Below are 19,469 nucleotides of genomic sequence, written 5' to 3'. Positions count from 1 at the left end.
CGCAGATTGTGCAGTGGAGACTAGGCCTCTACTGCGACCGGAACGATGTTCACGGTCTTACGTCCACGCTTGGCGCCGAATTCGACTGAGCCTGCGGACAGAGCGAACAGCGTGTCGTCGCCACCACGGCCGACGTTGACGCCGGGGTGGAAGTGCGTGCCGCGCTGACGAACCAGGATCTCGCCTGCGCTGACGGTCTGGCCGCCGAAACGCTTGACGCCGAGGCGCTGCGCATTCGAATCGCGACCGTTACGGGAGCTTGATGCACCCTTCTTATGTGCCATGTTGCATACCCTCCTCGGGGTGAATGTCAGCGCTGAAAAGTCAGTACTGAACAGACCTGGTTACTTGATGCCGGTGACCTTCAGGACAGTGAGCTTCTGCCTGTGTCCCTGACGCTTGTGGTAGCCGGTCTTGTTCTTGAACTTGTGGATGCGGATCTTCGGACCCTTGGTGTGCTCGACGACCTCACCGGTTACCGAGATCTTCGCCAGCTTGTCGGCATCGGTGGTCAGATCGGATCCGTCTACGACGAGGACCGGAGCAAGCGAGACAGCAGTGCCGGGCGCTCCCTCGATCTTCTCGACCTTGACGAGGTCACCAACAGCGACCTTGTACTGCTTTCCGCCGGTCTTGACGATCGCGTACGTTGCCATCGGAGGGCTACCCCTTGCTTCTTCGAACTTGCTCGCATTGCCCATGGCAACACGACTGGTCTGGATCGTGCATGTGATTCTTGCGGTATTTCGTGCGGTGTTACTTACTACCGGGTGGGTCCGCCGCCGCACTCGAACGAAAAGCCGTCGAGGCACAGCAGAAAATTGTCACCGGCAGCGACCTTGTCAGGTTACGGCAGACGGGCAGTCATGGTCAAACTGCCCGTCGACTCACATATCTGCGTCCACCGGCGGCCCTGCCGGGCGTGCTGCTGCACGACGTCGGCGAGCCTTTTTCACGGGCACCTCGTCCGTGGTGGGAGCACTGGACACCGGTTCGACTACCGCCGTCACTGCAGGCTCCGGCGGCGCTGCCGGCTCCTCGTGTGTAGCCGGAATCACGAATACGGCAGCTGCGTCGGGAGTCTCGGCCGTCGGTGCTGCTGCCTTGCGAGCAACACGGCGACCACGACGCGCCTTGACGACCGGTTCCGGCGACTCCTCGGCAACAGCTGTGTCCGCTGCCTTTTCGACAGCATTCTCCGTGACCGTCACGTCCGGCCGTATCTCGGTTGCTACTGATTCGGTCGATGCTGCCTGAGTATCCCGGCCTCGAACACGAGCCATCTCGGCGGCATCGATGATCTTCGGCTCCGAGGACGTACTCGACTCCGAGTGCGCGTCGAGCACCTCGGCCGGAGTGACATCGTCGACAACGTCGTCGTGATGTGTAGCCATGGCGAGGGCCACGGGGTGTGCACGCTTCACCGATGGGTCCGGTGTGTGCTCTTGTGCGTCGGACTGACTCTTCGGTGCAGGACTGTTCGTAGCGTCAGCCACATTGTCGGACTTGTCGTTGTCGGACTTGTCGCGACCGCGGCGTTTGCGCGGCGTACTCGAATCGGAGCGCGGTGAAGAGGACCGCGAGCCGTCATCGGTCTTCGCCTCGACCGGGTACGGATGAACCATGATCCCCCGGCCCTGGCAGTGTTCACACGTGGTCGAGAACGCTTCGATGAGACCGGTGCCCATCTTCTTACGCGTCATCTGAACGAGCCCGAGTGAAGTCACCTCGGACACCTGATGGCGCGTCCGGTCACGACCGAGGGACTCGGTGAGACGGCGCAACACCAGGTCGCGGTTGGATTCGAGCACCATATCGATGAAGTCGACGACGATCATTCCGCCGATGTCGCGTAGGCGCATTTGTCGAACGATCTCTTCGGCGGCCTCGAGGTTGTTCCGCGTCACCGTCTCCTCGAGGTTGCCGCCTGCACCGGTGAACTTGCCGGTGTTGACGTCGACCACGGTCATCGCCTCGGTGCGATCGATGACGAGCGTGCCTCCGGACGGCAGCCAGACCTTACGATCGAGTGCCTTGGCCAGCTGCTCGTCGACCCGGTGCGCTTCGAACACGTCTGGTCGACCGGGCTCGGCGATGTGGCGCTCGAGCTTGTGCAGCATGTCCGCCGCTACCGTCTCGATGTACGACGACGTCGTGTCCCAGGCCTTGTCACCTTCGATGACAAGTTTGACGAAGTCCTCATTGAACAGGTCACGAATAACCTTGACCAGCAGATCCGGCTCTTCGTACAGTGCCTGCGGTTGCGAACCCTTACCTGTTTCCGCCTTGGCCGACGCTTCTTCGATGGTCGCCCATTGTGTCTGCAGACGGATCACGTCACGCGCGAGTTCGTCTTCACTGACTCCTTCGGCTGCGGTACGGATGATCACCCCGGCCTCGGGAGGAACGATGTCGCGAAGAATTTCCTTCAGCCGCTTCCGCTCGGTGTCGGGCAACTTGCGGCTGATACCTGTCGAGCTGCCACCGGGTACGTAGACCAGGTAGCGGCCTGCCAGCGAGAGCTGAGTCGTCAGACGTGCACCCTTGTGCCCGACCGGATCCTTGCTCACCTGCACCAAGACCTGGTCACCCGGCTTGAGCGCCTGTTCGATTTTGCGAGAGTTGCCACCGAGGCCTGCTGCGTCCCAGTTGACCTCTCCGGCGTACAGGACACCGTTACGGCCACGGCCGATATCGATGAATGCAGCTTCCATGCTCGGCAGCACGTTCTGCACGCGGCCGAGGTAGACGTTGCCGACCATCGATGCGGACGCGCTACTGGTGACGAAGTGCTCGACCAATACGCCGTCTTCGAGAACGGCGACCTGTGTGGTCACGCCGTTGTCGGGGAACGACTTTTCACGGACGACCATGACGCGGTCGACCGACTCACGACGTGCCAGGAACTCCGACTCGGTGAGAATCGGTGGCCGTCGGCGTCCGGCGTCACGTCCGTCGCGACGGCGCTGACGCTTCGCTTCGAGTCGGGTCGAGCCGGTGATCCCCTGGACCTCGTCCTTGCTGCGGGACTTGTTCCGCGGCTCGCGCTCGTGCACGACGGTGTTCGGTGGGTCGTCCTCGGTCTCGGTGGACTCGGACGAGGCGTCACCGGTGCTGCTGCGGCGACGACGACGTCTGCGGCGTCGACGACTCGAGCCGTCGGACGAATCCTCGTCGTCGTTGTCGTTGTCGTCGGCGGAGTCGACCGGCGAATCTACAGACTCTTCCGATTCCGTATCCGAAGCCTGTTTCTGGGCATCGTCGGTATCGCTGGATTTGGCGTTCGAACGACTACGACTACGGCGACGTGAACGACGCTCGCCTGCAGGCTTGTCCTCGTTCTCGGAATCGCTTTCCGAGGTGTCGGAATCGGCACTCTCGGAGTCTGCTACGTCGGATTCAGTGGTGTCGGATTCAGTGGTGTCGGATTCAGCCGAGCCGGATACGGGAGTTTCGGATTCGGACGAACGCGTGTCCGAGGATGACGACGCTGCGTCCTCACTCGAATCGTCGTCACCTTCGGTGGCATCGTCCGAATCGTCGTCCGAACTGCCGTCCGCAGACTGTTCCCCACGTCCGCGGCCACGACCACGGCGACCGCGCCGACGCCGCCTCGGCTGCGACTGATCTTCGTTGTCGTCCGAGTTGTCGGCGTCCTCGGAGGTGTCCGAGCTGTCGACTGTGTCCGATAGTTCGGTTGTGTCAGCAGCTACATCCGGGGCGGCTTCGACAACGGGCTTACCGCGAACGGGAGCCTTGTCCGGCTCGATGACCGGATCGGCGACGAGACCCGATGACTCTTCGACGACGGGCGTCGACGCGGGCTCAGCGGCAGGACCTGCTGCTTTCCGGCTTCGTCGACGCTTGGGAGCCTCGACTATCGCTTCCGGCTGGAGGAACACCGGAATCGCGAACGCAGGGCGTGCGGGAGGACTGTCCACGGCCGGAACTTCGACAGCAGGCACAGGCTCGACCACGATCGGGGCGGCCGTTTCGACTGGTGCCGCCGGCGCCTCGGTCGCAGGTGAGAACGAGGAATACACCGTCTCGGCGACGTCGCGTCCAAGGCTGGACTGTGCGCTGCGCGCCTCTATTCCGAGCTCACCTAGTTTGGCGAGTACCTGTTTACTGGTGACGCCGAGAATCTTCGCGAGTGCATGCACTCGGAGGCGCTCGGGGAACGCCGGACTTCGGCTGGATGACGATTCGTCATCGACCGAACTTCCTGAGTTCGAATTCTGTACATCTTCGGGCGGGGCTTGGTCGGCCACGTAAGTCTCCTCGGGCCCCCGGGCGCGTCCACCTGAGTCGAAGCTGGTGCGACGCGGCCACGCGAGAGCAATCCTAGTGTGCTGACGTCGGTTTGACGCCAGATCGTAAGTCGCGCTCCGCACGGAGTGCACCGTCCACAGCGAGTGGTCGGCGTACGGATGCACGGTGCCTGGCTGGATGGCTATGGTGTCCCGAGTCCGAGCGCCTGATCATCAAGCATGCCGGCACGTGGGAGGTCTTCCTACGTGTTCGGCAGCGATGACGGGCATCGCACTGCGGGTGTCATCCGGTCACTTTCACGAGAACGGCACTGGCGTGACGCTCGTGTTCGGTGTTGCACAAAACTGGTAACGGCAAAATTTTTTACAGGAAAAACTTTTCGAGGTGAAGCGTGTGTTGTGAAAGCAACCTTCACGAGTATCCCACACCGGGTGAAGCGAACCCGCCACGCCGCTCCGATCTTGTAGTCGGCGGCATGGCGGGCGAACCCGAATCAGTGTGTCGAGAATCAGGAAAGGCTTGGAAACCACAACGCGATCTCACGCTCGGCGGACTCGACGGAGTCCGATCCGTGCACGAGGTTCTGCTGACCGTCGAGGGCAAGATCGCCGCGAATGGTTCCTGGAACCGCCTTCTCGACCGGGTCGGTGCCTCCCCCGATCTGACGGAAGGCAGCGATGGCTCTCGGTCCTTCCAAGACTGCTGCGACGACCGGTCCAGAGGTGATGAACTCGAGTAGCGCTGGGAAGAACGGCCTGTCTTTATGTTCGGCGTAGTGCGCGCCGGCCAGCTCGAGAGAAACGGATTTGAGTTCCAGTGCTGCGATACTCAATCCCTTCTTCTCGATTCGGCCGAGAATCTCGCCTACGTAGCGGCGGGCAACTCCATCTGGCTTGATCAGTACAAGGGTGCGCTCGGTCACGAACGTAGACAGTAGTGGACGGACTCCGAGGACCTACGCTCAGACCCACCATGGTGTGCCTATAACCCCCCGGACCCGAGGTCTCAGTCCCGTTGACCTCTGAGCATGCCGCGTTCGATCCGTCGAGTGATGTCCCGCCGCAGGTACAGCAGATATATCCACACCGCGAGGAACACCACTCCCACGATTGCGATCGACAGGTGGATGAACCCACCGAGCAGAACGAACACCTGAAGCGCGAGGTTGATCTGCATTGCCTGCGGTCGTCCTTGCATACCTGCGGCAAGGATGAACGCTACGGCCATCCCCACCAGGTACAACGTAGAGAACCAGCCGAGGCCGCCCCCGACTGTCGACACGACGGGTAACGCGAGCAAAACAACGATGGCCTCGAGAACGAGGGTCCCTGCCATTACTCCGCGGAAGCCTTTCCACGGGTCGGTTGCCGGCGGCTTGAACTCGCTACCGCCCTCCCCTGTCTCACTCATACGGGCTCCTTTCCGAACAATGTTCGAGCTGCTCCTGCGGTGACTACCGATCCGGTGACGATCACCCCGGCACCCGAGACCGCCTCACCAGGATCTGCAACTTCCTCGGCGAGCCCGATGGCGGTCTCGAGCGCGTCGGCGAGCGTCGGGGCGACGACCACGCGCTCGTCGCCGAACTTCGCGACGGCCAGGCCTGCGAGTTCCTCGACGTCCATCGCTCGTGGTGATCCGTTGTGCGTGACGACGATTTCGTCGAACACCGGCTCGAGCACCGTCAACATGGCCTCGACGTCCTTGTCCCCCATGACACTGACGACTCCGACCAGTTTCCGGAAGTCGAATTCGTCGGTGAGAGCAGCAGCAAGCGCTCTGGCCCCGTGTGGGTTGTGTGCCGCGTCGAGAAACACTGTTGGAGCGTTGCGCACGCGTTCGAGCCTGCCAGGGTTGACGATGGATGCGAAGGCCGCTCGAACGATGTCCACGTCGAGTTGATGATCGGAGCCCGCGCCGAAGAACGCCTCGACCGCGGCGAGCGCCAAGGACGCGTTCGTCGCCTGATGCTCTCCGTGCAGTGGTAGGAAGATATCGGTGTACACGCCGCCGAGACCTTGCAACTCGAGTTGTTGACCGCCCACGGCGATCCGACGCGCGAGCACCCTGAATTCCGAACCTTGCCTGGCGACGGCGGCATCGGCTTCCACCGCGGCGCGCAACAGCACCTCGGCAACTTCGGGTTTCTGCTCGGCCAGGATGGCGACGGTGTCTCGCGGAACGAGTCGCTCCGGTGCTTTCTTGATGATTCCGGCTTTTTCCTTGGCGATACCACCGAGATCGCCCCCGAGGAACTCGACGTGGTCGATATCGATCGGGGTGATCACGGCTACTTCACCGTCTACGACGTTGGTGGCGTCCCATCTACCACCGAGACCGACCTCCACAACGGCGACCTCGATCGGCGCCTCCGCGAATGCCGCGAACGCCATGGCGGTGGTGACCTCGAACTTGCTCATCCGTGGTCCGCCTGCGGCCTCGGACTGCGCGTCGACCATCTCTACGAACGGGGCGATTTCGTTGTAGGTGTCCACGTACAGCCGGGGCGAGATCGGGATGCCGTCGATGCTGATCCGTTCGGTCGCCAATTGCAGATGCGGACTGGTGGTCCGGCCGGTTCGGCGATGAAAATGCGTCAGCAAGGCATCGATCATGCGGGTCACCGACGTTTTACCGTTGGTACCGGCAACGTGAATCGACGGGTACGCCTTCTGCGGTGACCCCAGAAGGTCCATCAGTGCCGCGATCCGTGCAGTCGACGGCTCGATCTTCGTCTCCGGCCACCGCTTGTCCAGTTCCGCCTCGACAAGCGCCAGTTCGGCCATGTCCACCGGACTGGGTCGGGAAGGAGCTGAATAGGATTCGGTCACAACTGCCCCACCGTTTCCAGCCGGGCAGTTATTCGCGCAATCTCTTCGATTGCGATCTGCTGTCGGCTCTTGATCTTGTCGACGACGGCGTCAGGGGCTTTGGCGAGAAACGCCTCGTTGCTCAGTTTGCTCGTTGTCTGTGTCAGTTCCTTCTCGGACGCGGCGAGGTCCTTGACCAATCGCGCGCGCTCGGCAACGAGGTCGACGGTTCCCGAAGTGTCGAGTTCGACCGTCACCGTCGCCTTCGTCAGTCGAACCTCCACGGAGGCCGTAACGGTGAAATTTTCGGCAGGTTCGATCAGTCGTGCAAGAGCACGAGTGGCATGAACCTGATTGGACAGATCGGCGTCGGTGATCCCGACGAGCCTCGCGCCGACCTTCTGCGACGGCTTGAGACCTTGATCGCTACGGAAGCGTCGAACCTCGGTCACGAGCTTTTGCATATCTGCAACACGCTGTGCAGCAACCACATCCGCGACGTCTCCGGAAGGGGTGGGCCACGACGCGATGACGATCGACTCGCCGCCGGTCAATACCTTCCACAGCGTTTCGGTGACGAATGGGATGACCGGATGCAAGAGCCTCAGCAGCGCATCGAGCACGTTGCCGAGCACGGTGCGAGTCGAATCAGCCTGTGCGGGATCGCCGAACTGCACTTTGGCGATCTCCAAATACCAGTCGCATACTTCGTCCCACGCGAAGTGGTACAACCCCTCGCAGGCTTTGCTGAACTCGTAGCGCTCGAATGCGACGTCGACCTCGGCGCGTACTTCGTCGAGGCGATCGAGAATCCACCGGTCGGCGTCCGTCAGTTCCGCTCGCGCCGGAAGTGGTGCGGGCGCAGCGCCGTTCATCAGGGCGAACTTGGTCGCATTGAACAGCTTGTTGGCGAAGTTTCGTGAGGACTGCGCGTGATCCTCACCGACCGACAGGTCAGCACCCGGGTTTGCACCGCGAGCGAGGGTGAAACGCAACGCATCTGCCCCGAAGCGGTCGACCCAGTCGAGTGGATCGATGCCGTTTCCTCTGGACTTCGACATCTTCTTGCCGAACTGATCACGTACGAGCCCATGCAGGAAGATGTCCTTGAACGGCACCTTACTGCCGGCCTCCCCCGAACCCAGTGCCGGATCGGATGCGACGTAGGTGCCGAACATCATCATGCGGGCGACCCAGAAGAACAGAATGTCGTAGCCGGTGACCAGCACGCTGGTGGGGTAGAACTTGGCGAGCTCATCGGTCGCATCGGGCCAACCCATAGTGGAGAACGGCCACAACCCGGACGAGAACCACGTGTCGAGGACGTCGGGATCCTGCACCCAACCCTCGGGCGGCGTTTCGTCGGCGCCGAGGCACACCGTCTCACCGTTCGGGCCGTACCAGATAGGTATGCGGTGACCCCACCACAGCTGACGCGAAATGCACCAGTCGTGCATGTTGTCGACCCACGCGAACCAGCGGGGCTCCTGACTCGCCGGATGGATAGTCGTGTCGCCGTTGCGAATTGCATCGCCTGCGGCGGCTGCGAGCCCATCTACCTTGACCCACCACTGCAACGACAGTCGCGGCTCGATCGACTCACCGCTGCGTTCGGAGTGTCCGACGCTGTGCAAGTAAGGACGTTTTTCCGCAACGACGCGTCCCTGCTCGGCCAGCGCCTCACGAACCTTGACGCGGGCCTCGAACCTGTCCATGCCGTCGAACTCGGTTCCGGTGTCGGCGATCCGACCTGCCTTGTCCATGATCGTGGGCATGGGCAGGTTGTGCCGCAGACCCATCTCGAAGTCGTTGGGATCATGGGCAGGGGTGATCTTGACCGCGCCCGTACCGAATTCGGGATCGACGTAGTCGTCGGCGATGATCGGGATCTGTCTGCCAGTGAACGGGTGCTCGAGGGTCGTTCCGAGCAGATGCTGGTAGCGGGCGTCGTCCGGGTGTACGGCAACCGCCGTGTCGCCGAGCATCGTCTCGACACGGGTGGTCGCGACGATGACGTGGGGCTCGTCGTCGTTCAATGAGCCGTAGCGCAGCGAAACGAGCTCGCCTTCGACGTCCTCGAACTTGACTTCGATATCGGAAATGGCTGTCTGCAGCACGGGCGACCAGTTGACCAGTCGCTCAGCCCGGTAGATCAAGCCGTCGTCGAACATGCGCTTGAAGATGGTCTGAACCGCCTTCGAGAGGCCGTCGTCCATCGTGAAGCGCTCGCGAGACCAGTCGACGCCGTCACCGATGCGGCGCATCTGGCCGCCGATGGTGCCGCCCGACTCACGCTTCCAGTCCCACACCTTGTCGATGAAGAGTTCCCGGCCGAAGTCTTCTTTGGTCTTTCCCTCGGCCGCGAGCTGCTTCTCCACCACGGTCTGCGTCGCGATACCCGCATGGTCCATCCCCGGTAGCCAGAGGACTTCGAATCCGAGCATGCGCTTACGACGGCTCAACGCGTCCATCAACGTGTGATCGAGCGCGTGACCCATGTGCAGACTTCCCGTCACGTTCGGAGGGGGAAGCACGATCGAATACGGAGGCTTGTCGCTCGTGGCGTCGGCTTCGAAGTAGCCGGCGTCGACCCAGCCCTGATACAGCTCGGCCTCTACCTCGCTCGGGTCCCAGCTCTTCGGCAAGCCGGTTAGGTCGCTACCCACGCTGCGGTCCTGGGCGTCGGCGGGGTTGGCTGGGTTCTCTGGCACTGAACTGGTCACCGGTCGATTCTAGTTGTCAGCCGATTCGATACCGACAGGCCCACTACCGGCCCCACCGCCAGTGCCCGGTCACCCCAATATTTCGGGAATCTCCGTCTCGATTCCGAGTACGTGTTCGGAAAGAAAGGCCAGCACGACCTCGTACCAGATCTTGGCGTGCTGTGGAGCGAGGACCCAGTGATTCTCGGACGGAAAGTACAGCAGCCGATGGTCGGTCTTTCCTTCGTCATCGGTGGGAAGTCCGGATTCACTGAGCAGCTCGAACCACAGTCGAAGACCTTCACCGATAGGTACGCGATAGTCCTTGTCTCCGTGAATGACCAGCATCGGCGTGTCGATGTCTGCCACGTACAGATGCGGTGAGTTCTCGAAGGCCATCTCTGGTGACATCTCGCGCTGCCAGTAGTACGCGGCGTCGGTGGTGGGGCCGAACTGATCGAGCGCCCACAGGCCGGCGTGGGTGACGATCGCATCGAAACGGTCGGTGTGGCCGGCGATCCAATTCGCCATGTATCCGCCGAACGATCCGCCCATCGCTGCCGTGCGTGTGCCGTCGACCTCTTCGAGCGCGACAGCAGCATCGGTCACGGCCATCAGATCGGTGAACGGTTCCTTGCCCCACCGCCCCCAGCCACGATCTACGAAACTCTGGCCGTAGCCGGTGGACAGCGCTGGGTCCGGCAACAACACCGCATACCCCCGCGCGACCATCACCCAGGGATTCCAACGCCACGACCACGTGTTCCACGAAGACAGCGGACCACCGTGCACCCAGAGCAGAAGAGGTGCCTGTGCCGTCTCCGACGCATCGGCCGGTAGGGCAAGCCACGCTCGAACTTGCCGGCCGTCCTCGCTCACGGTCTCGACCTCGGTCAGTGTCCCAGGCAGCGCCGGTAACGGCTCCGCGAGTGCCAACGGATGCACGACACCCGACTCGATGTCGATCCGAACCGGATGCAGGGGTTGCCGGTACGACGCCTCCAATGCGAAGACCACCCCGCTCGACGCCACGTGGAGGTGGCTGTACGCGGAATCGGTAGCGGTCACCGGGTTGGCCACGCCGTCGCGCACCAGGAATACCGGGGCACGACCGCGGTCGTCGGCGACCACCAACACTCCGGTGCCGTCGGACAACCACACCGGATTCGACGGCCACCGATCCCATTCAGGAGCCAGATCGGACACCGTTCGATCTTCGAACACGTACTGTTGCAATGTCATTCGAGGCGCCTGTTCGGGCGTCGACAACGATTCACGGATGAAGGCCACTCGTGAACCGTCCGGTGAGATCGACGGCGAGCCGAGATCGGCACCGTCGTCGTCGACGATCGTGGTGCGCGTTCCGGTGTCGAGGTCGACTCGGACCAGCACAGTGCGCGAGGTTGCCAGGGCGCCTCGAATCGTCCAGGTCGAGACGACGAACGAACCGTCGGCGCTGATGCTGTAGGACGCTTCGTGAAGGGCTCCTTCGGCGTTCGCGGTGACCCGACGGGCGTCGCCATCACCGTCACCGACATAGAGATGAGGGGTCGCCGGTCCGAGGTCGTGATCCCAATGACGAACGGGGTAGCCGGTATGCAGAATTGCGCCGACCTTCTTGTCCTTACGCAGCAGACGAAGCCGCTCGTCCACCTCTTCGGTCACGCCAGAGGGCATGACATCGGACATCGCCACGAAACGTGGAGAATGGGTCGCAGTTTTCAGCCCGGAATAGCCGGCGCCTCGCTTCGAGACAACGTGGGCCTCACCGACACCAGCAGGCAAGCACCACACCGCTGCCGACTCGTCGTCCTGTGACGATCGACGCAGAAAGTAGAGGTCCCCGTCAGCGGTGAAAGCGGGACCGCTTTCGCCGTGTTCACTCCACGTCAAGCGGCGGGCGGGTGCCGAACCTTCGACGTCGACTTCCCAGAGAGCACCGACATAGGTCGCCTTGCCGGCGTCGAGCCGAGAAACCACGACGACGACTCTCGATCCGTCCACGGACATCGCCATATCCGACGCCCGCGGCACCGCCACGTATCGATCCAGGTCGTCGAACACTGTGGTTACTGCGGGTGGCACCTGGGCACTCCTCGGGCTGAAGACATTGTCGCCCGATGTTACGGCGCGGAGCCGGTTCGAGATCAGCTCGGCCCGAGTTCCTCTCGCAGTTGGGTCAGAGTTCTCGACAGGATTCTCGACACGTGCATCTGCGAAATGCCCATGCGGTCGGCAATCTGTGTCTGCGTCATCGAACCGAAGAATCGCAGAACGACGATCTGCCGCTCACGTTCAGGCAACTTCTCGAGCGCCGGTCGCACGGTGAGGTAGCTTTCCATCTTCTCGAGTTCGGGGTCGTAGTCACCGAGGGTATCCATCAGCGGCAAGCGATCCTCGCTCACTACCGAGTCGACCGACACCGTCTGATAAGCGCTGCGAGCAAGCAGAGCCTGCGACGCTTCCTTGACATCGATGCCCAACTCCGCCGCTATCTCACTCGCCGTCGGCGCGCGGCCCAGCTTCTGAGACAGCGAACCCACCGCGCCGGAGATCATGGAGTTGAGCTCTTTCATCCGCCGCGGGACACGGACCGACCAACCAGCGTCTCGGAAATACCGACGCGCCTCACCCATGATGGTCGGGACCGCGAAGGAAACGAAGTCGGATCCGCGTTCGATGTCGAACCGGTCGACGGCATTGACGAGACCGAGCCTGGCGACCTGGAGTAGATCTTCGTGAGCTTCTCCGCGGCCACCGAAGCGTCGCGCAATGTGCTCCGCGAGAGGAAGGCACCGAGTGATGATGCGGTCACGAAGAACCTGCCGCTGCGGTGAGTCCTTGTCCAACAACTGCATCTCTTGGATGAGTGGGACTACTTCGCTGTAGTCGTCGGACTGACGCCGCGCGGTCTTTTCGTACGGCGCAGGCACTAGGTGTTGCTCCTCCGCTTGACCACGTCCACCGACACGGACGTTCCATCTGGTGTGGACTGCTCGCTCATCGCGATCGAATCGGTCAATGTCTGTAGAACGTGCCAGCCGAAACTATCGGACTTCGGCACCTGATCGGCAACCAGGACCGAACTCGAAGAAATCCGAATGCCGACGTCACTCACGGTGAATGCACAGGTGAGCTCTGCACCGGGTAGCGCCCCAGCGATCAGTTCCGAGCACACCTCGTCGACTACCAACTTGATGTCGGCGATGTCGTCGAGGGTGAAATCACCAAGGACCGCAAGCGTTTCGGCAACCGCACGTACTACCGGCAATTGCTCGGCGTCCGCGACTACGCGCAGCTCGACCGGCGCGCCAGAGTTTCGCTCCAGCTCTTCGATCTTGCCGACGCCAGTCATCCGCTCTCCCTATCAGTCGTCCAAAAGTTTGTGTCGGTCGAAGTCATGTGGCCCCTTAGGAACGCAACTGCATCGGCCGGAGTCAGAGTACCCGGGTCCTCCGAGTTCAATCCTTGCGAGTTGCTTCATTTCCCACGCCGGTCGATTTCGGGACCACGGCGACACAGACCTGGACGCTGAACGACGACCAACCCGACGGCGGGGCGCACCGGGTCGGCGCTCCGTCTCATGCGTCGAGCGGCGGTTGCGGTGTCAGCAGATGACGTGAGCTGTCGATACTGGCACGATCAAGCTGTGGACTACACAGCGCAGTTGGCCGAACTCGCCGAAAGATCCGGCATCTCGACTTCCTATCGAGGCTGGGATCAGACCGAGCACGATGTATCCGAGCAGACGCTGCAGCAGATACTCCGAGCACGAGGCATAGCCGCCGAGAACGAGGCGGACGTTGCCCAGTCCCTCGTCGATCTCGACGAGGCACCGTGGCGCCGCATGGTCCCACCGGTCGTCGTGACGATCTTCGGTGAGCCGCAACACGTGGAAATTCATGTGCCCCATGGCGATCCCGTCACCGTAACGATCACGACGGAAACCGGAGATCTGGTTCCGCTGCAGCAGATCCAGATCTGGGTCGAACCACGCGAGATCGACGGTGCCCTAGTCGGCCGCGCCACTTTCGAGATTCCCGGCGACATTGCTCTCGGCTGGCACACGCTGACTGCGGTGAGTACGCCTGATTCCGAACATGCAACGACGGCGCAGTGCCCGATTGCGGTGACTCCGAAGAGACTCTCGACCAACGATTCGTTGACAGGCACACAGCGAACGGGTCTGCTGACGCAGTTGTACTCCATTCGCTCGAACCGCTCCTGGGGCGTCGGTGACTATGCCGACCTCGCCGATCTGGCTGCCGTAGCAGGTGGAACCCATGGGTTCGACTATCTCCTTGTCAACCCGATGCATGCCCAGCGTCCCGCCCCACCGGTGGAGGCATCCCCCTATCTCCCGACGACGAGGCGCTTCTTCGATCCCATGTACATCCGGGTAGAGGACATTGCGGAAACTGCGTACCTGAGCCGTGATCAGTACGCCAAGGTTCGCGAGTCGGCCCGCAGTTTCGTCAAGGCGAACAAGCGCACCCGCAGCATCGACCGCGATCCATCCTTCCGCGCGAAACTTCGTGCCTTGAAGCGTATTCACCGCGTCGAGCGTTCCGCGGCACGGAAGAACGACTTCGAGGCGTTCCTCGCGCGGGAAGGACAGGGTCTCGACGACTTCGCCCTGTGGTGCGCCTTGGCTGAGAATTATCGGCCCGATTCCCCTGTCTGGTCGAGCACGGCGGCGCATCCGCACACCGACTTCGCTACCGATCAGCGCAGGAAACTCGCCGAACGTATCGACTTCCACAAATGGCTGCAGTGGATCTGCGACGAACAACTCGGCCGCGCGCAGCGCGTCGCCGTTGCGTCCGGTATGGACATCGGGATCATGCACGATCTGGCCGTCGGGGTACATCGACAGGGAGCCGACGCCTGGACTTTGGGAGATGCGCTGACCACCGGCGTCACCGTCGGGGCGCCACCTGACAACTTCAATCAGCAAGGCCAGAACTGGAACCAGCCGCCGTGGAACCCCGACAGACTCCGCGAACTGGGATATGCGCCATATCGCGACATGCTGAGAACGGTGCTTCGTCATGCCGGCGGCGTACGCGTCGACCACATTCTCGGGCTCTTCCGACTCTGGTGGATTCCCGAGGGCTCGAAAACCCCAGGCGAAGGGGCATACGTCCACTACGACTACGAGGCTTTGATCGGAATCCTCGTGCTCGAGGCCGAGCGTGCCGGCGCTGTGGTCGTCGGCGAGGACTTAGGGGTGTTCGAACCACGTGTGCAGGAGTATCTGGGGCAACGCGGACTCTTCGGTACCTCGATTCTGTGGTTCGAGAACGACCATGGCGCACCGATTGCTCCGGAGAATTACCGCGCGTTGTGCCTGACGTCGGTCACCACGCATGATCTCCCACCCACCCTCGGGTATCTCAGAGGCGAACATATCGCGCTCCGTGATCGGCTGGGACTGCTCGAACGAGATCTCGACGCCGAGATCGAGCAGGACACCGCAAGCCGGGAGGCAGTGCTCGATCTCGCCCGTGAGCGAGGGTTGCTCGCCGCAGGTGCCTCCGAGCAAGAGTCGATCGAAGCGTTGTATCGGCTTATCGTCCGGACCCCTTCGCTCCTGCTGGGAGTCGCCCTCGTCGATGCAGTGGGCGAGAACAGAATTCAGAACCAGCCCGGCACCGACGAGACTCAGTACGAGAATTGGCGCGTTCCACTGGCCGACCACAACGGCAAGGCCGTCTGGGTCGACGACCTCGTCGATCATCCACGAATGCTGGCGCTGGTAGCCGCGCTCAGACGGGGGTAGACCGAGGTCCGCCGCCGGGAGGGCACAATCGAGGAATGAACCATCTCACGAAAAGTGCTTGACCGATGGGACGCATCACTACCCGCAGGCCGGTGGTTCGACTGCGAGGTCGGGTCGAGACCTCTCGCCCGGACACCCTCGTCGTAGAGGAGCCCTTGGAGATCCGTGTGAACGGCGCCGCACTGGCCGTCACCATGCGAACGCCCGGGCATGACGTGGACCTCGTTCATGGTTTCCTGCTGACGGAAGGTGTCATCAGCAGCCGTGACGACATCCGGGTCGCGCGTTACTGCGACGGCGTCGACGACACCGGACAGAACACGTACAACGTGCTCGACATCGAACTGGCAGAGGGCGTCGCACCGCCTGCCCCTGGTGTGGAAAGAAATTTCTACACGACTTCTTCGTGCGGTGTGTGCGGAAAAGGCTCACTCGACGCCGTCCGTTCGAAGACCAAGTACTCCCCTGTCGACGATGCCGTTCGCGTCGAGTCCGAGGTGTTGGCGCTCCTGCCCGACAGTTTGCGTCGAGCTCAGAAGATCTTCGACACCACTGGTGGCCTGCACGGCGCAGCATTGTGCGACAGCGACGGCCGGGTCCTCGTTGTTCGTGAGGACGTGGGTCGGCACAATGCCGTCGACAAAGTACTCGGATGGGCGATCGGTGAAGGACTGATACCGCTGCGGGGCCACATCTTGATGGTGAGCGCTCGGGCGTCGTTCGAATTGGCGCAGAAGGCAGTCATGGCCGGCGTCCCGATTCTTGCTGCAGTGTCGGCGCCTTCTTCGCTCGCTGTCGATCTCGCGGAAGAATCCGGGCTGACCGTCGTTGGATTCCTTCGCGGCGAGAGCATGAATCTGTACTCCCATACCGAGCGCATCCTGCGTTGAATTTCCACTGGCCGAGTTGAAGACGAGTCGAGCCCCGATCTATGTGATCGGGGCTCGACTTCGTGCATGTACGAACTATGCGGACTTTTCGCGGCGCTCAGGGCGCTCCGGCTTGCGTGGAACGATTGTAGGCAACACATTGTCGTTGACGGTCTCCGAAGTCACGACGACCTTTGCGACGTCGTCGCGGCTCGGAATGTCGAACATCACTGGGTTGAGCACCTCTTCGAGAATGGCGCGCAATCCACGGGCTCCTGTCCCTCTCAGGATTGCCTGATCAGCAATAGCTTCGAGTGCGTCCTGTGTGAACTCCAACTCGACGTTGTCCATCTCGAATAGCCGGCTGTACTGCTTGACCAGCGCATTCTTCGGCTCAGACAGGATGGTGACGAGAGATTCCTTGTCCAGATTGGTCACCGAGGCGACAACCGGGAGACGCCCGATGAATTCGGGGATCAAGCCGAACTTGATCAGGTCCTCCGGCATGACCTCGGCAAAGTTGTCTTGGGTGTCGAGTTCGGCCTTCGACCGAACCTCGGCACCGAATCCGAGACCACGCTTACCGATCCGGTCCGAGACGATCTTCTCGAGGCCTGCGAAAGCACCGGCAACGATGAACAACACGTTGGTCGTGTCGATCTGAATGAATTCCTGGTGTGGATGCTTGCGACCACCCTGCGGAGGCACACTCGCCTGGGTTCCTTCGAGGATCTTCAGGAGCGCCTGCTGCACACCCTCACCGGACACATCACGAGTGATCGACGGATTCTCGCTCTTGCGCGCGATCTTGTCGACCTCGTCGATATAGATGATGCCGGTCTCGGCTCGCTTCACATCGTAATCTGCAGCCTGAATCAGCTTGAGGAGGATGTTCTCGACATCCTCACCCACATAGCCGGCCTCGGTCAGGGCTGTGGCGTCCGCTATTGCGAACGGCACGTTGAGCATCTTCGCGAGTGTCTGCGCCAAGTAGGTCTTGCCGCATCCGGTGGGTCCGAGCATCAAGATATTGGACTTGGCCAATTCGACGGTCTCACCCCGCGAATCGCGGGTTTTGTCCCCGGCCTGGATGCGCTTGTAGTGGTTGTAGACGGCCACGGCCAGCGTGCGCTTGGCAGTGTCCTGACCGATCACGTAGTTCTCGAGAAAGTCCCGAATCTCGGCTGGCTTCGGCAGATCGTCGAGTTTGACCTCGCTCGACTCCGCGAGCTCTTCCTCGATGATCTCGTTGCACAGGTCGATGCACTCGTCGCAGATGTACACCCCAGGCCCTGCGATGAGCTTCTTCACCTGCTTCTGGCTCTTACCGCAGAAGGAGCACTTCAACAGATCGCCGCCGTCACCGATGCGTGCCATATTCGAGGTTCCTACTTCCTTGTTCGCGTCCGGCCCGGTAGACACCCTCACGATGTCGGTCCAGTCGTCGGCAGCTTCTCGATCCACAACTCGTTCGTGCCTTGAAGCGACCGTACCCGTGTTCGACGACCATGGGTGAGATGTTTCCGGTGATTCGCTGTCCAACTTCTTCCGACCCGAACTTCTTGCTGGTCGAAGACTGTCGAAGCGTGTGACCGTTCGTGCTGACCCAGGGTTGTCGGACGTAAAAGAGCTTGGCCTACGCCCGACAACCAGAGGTTTCGCGAAATATCTGCTGGTACTACTTCTGTGCCGACAACTTCCGGTATTCGAAGACCGTGTCGATGATTCCGTAATCCTTGGCCTGCGCGGCGGTCAGAATCTTGTCACGATCGGTGTCCTTGCGGATGACGTCGGGATCCTTGCCGGTGTGCCGGCCGAGTGTGGTCTCCATGAGACGACGCATGCGCTCGATTTCCGCAGCCTGAATCTCGAGGTCCGAGACCTGGCCCTGAATTCCACCACTCGATGGCTGGTGAATCAGCACACGCGCATTCGGCAGAGCGGCACGCTTTCCCGGTGTACCAGCGGCGAGCAACACAGCTGCCGCCGATGCTGCCTGTCCGAGGCAGACCGTCGCCACGTCCGCGCGGACGTACTGCATGGTGTCGTAGATGGCCATCAGCGAGGTGAACGAACCACCGGGCGAGTTGATGTACATCGTGATGTCACGATCGGGATCGAGACCTTCCAATACGAGCAGCTGGGCCATGACGTCGTTGGCCGACGCGTCGTCGACCTGGACGCCGAGGAAGATGATGCGCTCCTCGAACAACTTGTTGTACGGGTTGGATTCCTTCATGCCGTAGCTGGAGTGCTCGACGAAAGAAGGCAAGATGTACCGCGAGGACGGCATCTGATTGGGATCGAACAGGTTTGTCATCGTTTCTCCAAGATGTAAGTGATCGAGGGATCGCCGGTCCGGGCGGATCTAGTCGCCGATTCCGCCGGCCTGCCGAGCTCGGCTGACGACATGATCGACGAACCCGTACTCCTTTGCCGCCTGGGCGGTGAACCAGCGGTCACGATCGGAGTCTTCGGTGATCTGCTCAACGGTCTGGCCGGTGTGCAGCGCGATCAGCTCGGCCATTTCACGCTTGGTGTGCGCGAACTGCTCGGCCATGATGGCAATGTCACTGGCACTACCGCCGATACCGGCTGAGGGCTGGTGCATCATGATCCGGGCGTGCGGGAGTGCGTAGCGCTTTCCCTTGGCGCCTGCCGACAACAGGAACTGCCCCATGGACGCAGCCAAACCCATTCCGTAGGTAGCTACGTCGCACTCGGCGAATTCCATGGTGTCGAAGATCGCCATGCCCGCGGTGACGGAGCCACCGGGAGAGTTGATGTAAAGAGATATGTCGCGGGTGGCGTCCTCAGCGGACAGAAGGAGAATCTGAGCACACAGCTTGTTGGCGATGTCATCGTCGACCTGAGTACCGAGGAAGATGATGCGCTCGCGAAGCAGACGCTCGTACACGGAGTCGCTGAGATTAAGGCCGGAGGAGGCCGAAGTCATGACGGGACTCTGCTGACGCGAAGCCGCCGAATTCTGAACAGTCACGGTACCTGCCTTTTCCATACGATCGTTGGTTCC

15 protein-coding genes are annotated in these 19,469 nt (G+C 61.7%); 2 read left to right on the top strand and 13 right to left on the bottom strand.

Annotated features, from left to right (window positions below):
- Positions 1-20: 20 nt before the first annotated feature.
- The 10 genes from rpmA to H2510_RS09955 all read right to left on the bottom strand — a co-directional run bounded on the left by rpmA (position 21) and on the right by H2510_RS09955 (position 13,139).
- Positions 21-284: a 50S ribosomal protein L27 gene (rpmA, locus tag H2510_RS10000; RefSeq protein WP_186628207.1), complete on the bottom strand. Its 264-nt coding sequence runs from the start codon at positions 282-284 to the stop codon at positions 21-23.
- 60 nt (positions 285-344) lie between these two features.
- Positions 345-656 (bottom strand): 50S ribosomal protein L21, encoded by a 312-nt coding sequence (rplU, locus tag H2510_RS09995; RefSeq protein ID WP_075839359.1) that lies wholly within the window; start codon positions 654-656, stop codon positions 345-347.
- 231 nt (positions 657-887) lie between these two features.
- Positions 888-4,271 carry a translation initiation factor IF-2 N-terminal domain-containing protein gene (locus H2510_RS09990; RefSeq protein ID WP_186628206.1) on the bottom strand — a complete coding sequence of 1,128 codons (3,384 nt, stop codon included), beginning with the start codon at positions 4,269-4,271 and terminating at the stop codon, positions 888-890.
- Positions 4,272-4,780: 509 nt separating this feature from the next.
- A complete protein-coding gene (ndk, locus tag H2510_RS09985; protein ID WP_084344669.1) occupies positions 4,781-5,194 on the bottom strand; it encodes a nucleoside-diphosphate kinase in 414 nt (137 codons plus the stop codon).
- Between the two features lie 83 nt (positions 5,195-5,277).
- Positions 5,278-5,682: a DUF4233 domain-containing protein gene (locus H2510_RS09980; RefSeq protein ID WP_136171829.1), complete on the bottom strand. Its 405-nt coding sequence runs from the start codon at positions 5,680-5,682 to the stop codon at positions 5,278-5,280.
- On the bottom strand, positions 5,679-7,058 hold the full coding sequence (locus tag H2510_RS09975) for a folylpolyglutamate synthase/dihydrofolate synthase family protein (protein WP_222438605.1): 1,380 nt from the start codon (positions 7,056-7,058) through the stop codon (positions 5,679-5,681). The genes H2510_RS09980 and H2510_RS09975 overlap by 4 nt, the downstream gene beginning before the upstream one ends.
- A 41-nt stretch (positions 7,059-7,099) precedes the next feature.
- Positions 7,100-9,805 (bottom strand): valine--tRNA ligase, encoded by a 2,706-nt coding sequence (locus tag H2510_RS09970; protein WP_186628204.1) that lies wholly within the window; start codon positions 9,803-9,805, stop codon positions 7,100-7,102.
- 69 nt (positions 9,806-9,874) lie between these two features.
- Complete coding sequence (locus H2510_RS09965) at positions 9,875-11,800, bottom strand: alpha/beta fold hydrolase (protein ID WP_186628470.1); 1,926 nt, start codon at positions 11,798-11,800, stop codon at positions 9,875-9,877.
- Positions 11,801-11,931: 131 nt separating this feature from the next.
- Positions 11,932-12,717 (bottom strand): SigB/SigF/SigG family RNA polymerase sigma factor, encoded by a 786-nt coding sequence (locus tag H2510_RS09960; protein ID WP_084344662.1) that lies wholly within the window; start codon positions 12,715-12,717, stop codon positions 11,932-11,934.
- Positions 12,717-13,139 (bottom strand): ATP-binding protein, encoded by a 423-nt coding sequence (locus H2510_RS09955; RefSeq protein WP_136171826.1) that lies wholly within the window; start codon positions 13,137-13,139, stop codon positions 12,717-12,719. Before H2510_RS09955 ends, H2510_RS09960 begins: the two co-directional genes overlap by 1 nt.
- A 294-nt stretch (positions 13,140-13,433) precedes the next feature.
- Between H2510_RS09955 and malQ the strand changes: the two genes are divergently transcribed.
- A complete protein-coding gene (gene malQ / locus H2510_RS09950; protein WP_186628203.1) occupies positions 13,434-15,566 on the top strand; it encodes a 4-alpha-glucanotransferase in 2,133 nt (710 codons plus the stop codon).
- 65 nt (positions 15,567-15,631) lie between these two features.
- A complete protein-coding gene (gene fdhD, locus H2510_RS09945; RefSeq protein WP_186628202.1) occupies positions 15,632-16,456 on the top strand; it encodes a formate dehydrogenase accessory sulfurtransferase FdhD in 825 nt (274 codons plus the stop codon).
- Positions 16,457-16,531: 75 nt separating this feature from the next.
- Here the strand turns inward: fdhD and clpX are convergent, their stop codons facing one another.
- The 3 genes from clpX to H2510_RS09930 form a co-directional block, all read right to left on the bottom strand.
- Positions 16,532-17,812 carry an ATP-dependent Clp protease ATP-binding subunit ClpX gene (gene clpX / locus H2510_RS09940; RefSeq protein ID WP_084344834.1) on the bottom strand — a complete coding sequence of 427 codons (1,281 nt, stop codon included), beginning with the start codon at positions 17,810-17,812 and terminating at the stop codon, positions 16,532-16,534.
- Positions 17,813-18,113: 301 nt separating this feature from the next.
- Positions 18,114-18,755 (bottom strand): ATP-dependent Clp protease proteolytic subunit, encoded by a 642-nt coding sequence (locus tag H2510_RS09935; protein ID WP_084344656.1) that lies wholly within the window; start codon positions 18,753-18,755, stop codon positions 18,114-18,116.
- Between the two features lie 48 nt (positions 18,756-18,803).
- On the bottom strand, positions 18,804-19,454 hold the full coding sequence (locus tag H2510_RS09930; protein ID WP_084344654.1) for an ATP-dependent Clp protease proteolytic subunit: 651 nt from the start codon (positions 19,452-19,454) through the stop codon (positions 18,804-18,806).
- Positions 19,455-19,469: the final 15 nt, after the last annotated feature.

The sequence above is a fragment of the Rhodococcus sp. BP22 genome (assembly GCF_014281965.1).
GTDB lineage: Bacteria > Actinomycetota > Actinomycetes > Mycobacteriales > Mycobacteriaceae > Rhodococcoides.
Note: the sequence above shows the minus strand (reverse complement) of the source record. Positions and strands in the feature narration are given on the sequence as shown.

Excerpts from the sequence above, each read along its gene's own strand:
- H2510_RS09980 (WP_136171829.1), bottom strand. The coding sequence starts at position 5,682 with ATGAGTGAGACAGGGGAGGGCGGTAGCGAGTTCAAGCCGCCGGCAACC.
- clpX (WP_084344834.1), bottom strand. The coding sequence starts at position 17,812 with ATGGCACGCATCGGTGACGGCGGCGATCTGTTGAAGTGCTCCTTCTGC.
- H2510_RS09955 (WP_136171826.1), bottom strand. The coding sequence starts at position 13,139 with ATGACTGGCGTCGGCAAGATCGAAGAGCTGGAGCGAAACTCTGGCGCG.
- H2510_RS09965 (WP_186628470.1), bottom strand. The coding sequence starts at position 11,800 with ATGGCGATGTCCGTGGACGGATCGAGAGTCGTCGTCGTGGTTTCTCGG.
- rplU (WP_075839359.1), bottom strand. The coding sequence starts at position 656 with ATGGCAACGTACGCGATCGTCAAGACCGGCGGAAAGCAGTACAAGGTC.
- H2510_RS09935 (WP_084344656.1), bottom strand. The coding sequence starts at position 18,755 with ATGACAAACCTGTTCGATCCCAATCAGATGCCGTCCTCGCGGTACATC.
- H2510_RS09930 (WP_084344654.1), bottom strand. The coding sequence starts at position 19,454 with ATGGAAAAGGCAGGTACCGTGACTGTTCAGAATTCGGCGGCTTCGCGT.
- H2510_RS09975 (WP_222438605.1), bottom strand. The coding sequence starts at position 7,058 with ATGGCCGAACTGGCGCTTGTCGAGGCGGAACTGGACAAGCGGTGGCCG.
- rpmA (WP_186628207.1), bottom strand. The coding sequence starts at position 284 with ATGGCACATAAGAAGGGTGCATCAAGCTCCCGTAACGGTCGCGATTCG.
- fdhD (WP_186628202.1), top strand. The coding sequence starts at position 15,632 with ATGGGACGCATCACTACCCGCAGGCCGGTGGTTCGACTGCGAGGTCGG.